The following is a 1974-nucleotide window of genomic DNA, read 5'->3' on the forward strand; positions in this document are numbered from 1 at the left end:
CACACTTTACAGTAGGCGATTTTAGAAATTGGCTACTTGGAGAAGATGCCACTCCAGAAAGCTTAAAAGCATTAGCATCGGGTTTAACCCCAGAAATGGTGGCTGCTGTCAGCAAAATTATGCGCAATCAAGATTTGATTTATGTCGCCAGCAAATGTGAAGTGGTCACCCAATTTCGCAACACAATTGGTTTAAAAGGACATCTTTCTACCCGTTTACAACCGAACCACCCTACCGATGATGTGCTCGGTATTTCAGCCAGTATTTTAGATGGGTTGATGTATGGCAATGGTGATGCCGTAATTGGCATTAACCCTGCCACGGATAACCTGCATAATTTGTCAGAGCTACTGAAATTGCTTGATCATGTCATTCAGGAATATCAAATTCCAACGCAATCTTGTGTACTTACGCATATCAGCTCAGGCATTCAACTGGCTGAAAAAAATGTACCGATTGATTTAATGTTTCAATCAATTGCCGGCACCCAACTGGCTAATGATGGTTTTGGAATTTCACTTGGTTTACTACAAGAAGGATATGAAGCCACCCTCTCACTCAAGCGCGGAACCATTGGACAAAACGTCATGTACTTTGAAACGGGTCAAGGTAGTGCCCTATCAAGCAATGCTCATCACGGAGTAGATCAACAAACATTAGAAACTCGTGCTTATGCAGTGGCCCGTAAATACAATCCGCTTTTAGTGAATACAGTCGTTGGTTTTATTGGCCCCGAATATCTCTTTAACGGTAAACAAATTATACGTGCGGGACTGGAAGATCACTTCTGCGGTAAGTTACTTGGCGTGCCAATGGGCTGCGACATTTGTTATACCAACCATGCCGATGCCGACCAAAATGATATGGATGTACTTCTTACTCTATTTGGCGCCGCAGGCATTAACTTTATTATGGGGATTCCGGGTTCAGACGATGTCATGCTCAACTATCAAACCACTTCCTTTCATGATGCTCTCTATTTAAGACAACTCTTAGGTTTAAAACCCGCTCCTGAGTTCTCCGCTTGGCTTGAACAACAAGGGATTTTTAAACAGCAAAACTCTCAAATTTGTTGGGCAGACCATATGCCTGACCAATTCTCTCGTCTGCTTATGAACTAGGGAGAACACCATGAAACTTAATCGTGATATTCAATATCCATCCTCTACCCATCAGGATCAGTGGGAAAAGCTCAAACAGTTTACCGATGCCCGTATTGCTCTGGGTCGTGCAGGTTGCAGTATCCCAACACGAGCCTTACTTGAGTTCCAGTTATCGCATGCGCAAGCAAAAGATGCGGTTTATCAAGATATGGATGTTTCCTATTTATCTGAGCAATTAGCGCAAAGACAGCTGCAAAGTCTTCATGTCCAAAGCAACGCCCCTAATAAGGAAATTTATCTTAAACGTCCTGATTTAGGACGTCAGCTTTCCACCTCATCAAAAGATGCGTTAATGAAGGAATATACAGAAAATCCGAAGCCATACGATATTTGTATTGTGGTTGGTGATGGACTTTCAGCAAGAGCGATTGAAGCGAATGCTATTCCATTCATTACCGCGCTAAGTGAACACATTCAGCAAGAAAACTGGAACCTTACACCAATTGCTCTTGCTACAGGTAGCCGAGTTGCTTTGGGTGATGAAGTCGCAGAAATCTTTAAAGCATCCATGCTTGTGATGCTGATTGGTGAGCGCCCTGGTTTAAGCTCCCCTGACAGTATGGGGATTTACTACACATGGAATGCATATTCGGGTTGCATCGATGCCAAACGTAATTGTATTTCGAATGTTCGCACAGCAGGTTTAAGTATTCCAGTTGCAGTACAACGTTTAATGGCATTAATGAAAAAATCAAAACAGCTTGGCTTTTCAGGAGTTAATTTAAAAGATGAACATCAACTTCCAGATATAGGCATTGAACAAACTCAAAAGCTATTATTTTAATCAGAGGAATATGCAAAGAGATTTATT

2 protein-coding genes are annotated in these 1974 nt (G+C 41.9%); both read left to right on the top strand.

Features of this window, described 5'->3' with window-relative positions; translation table 11 throughout:
* Positions 1-1121: ethanolamine ammonia-lyase subunit EutB (locus tag VXQ92_RS16235; RefSeq protein ID WP_416682527.1), on the top strand; the 1121-nt coding region annotated here is incomplete at its 5' end.
* Between the two features lie 10 nt (positions 1122-1131).
* Positions 1132-1947 carry an ethanolamine ammonia-lyase subunit EutC gene (gene eutC, locus VXQ92_RS16240; protein WP_038348008.1) on the top strand — a complete coding sequence of 272 codons (816 nt, stop codon included), beginning with the start codon at positions 1132-1134 and terminating at the stop codon, positions 1945-1947.
* Positions 1948-1974 lie beyond the last annotated feature (27 nt).

It is taken from the genome of Acinetobacter sp. 228 (assembly GCF_048147885.1).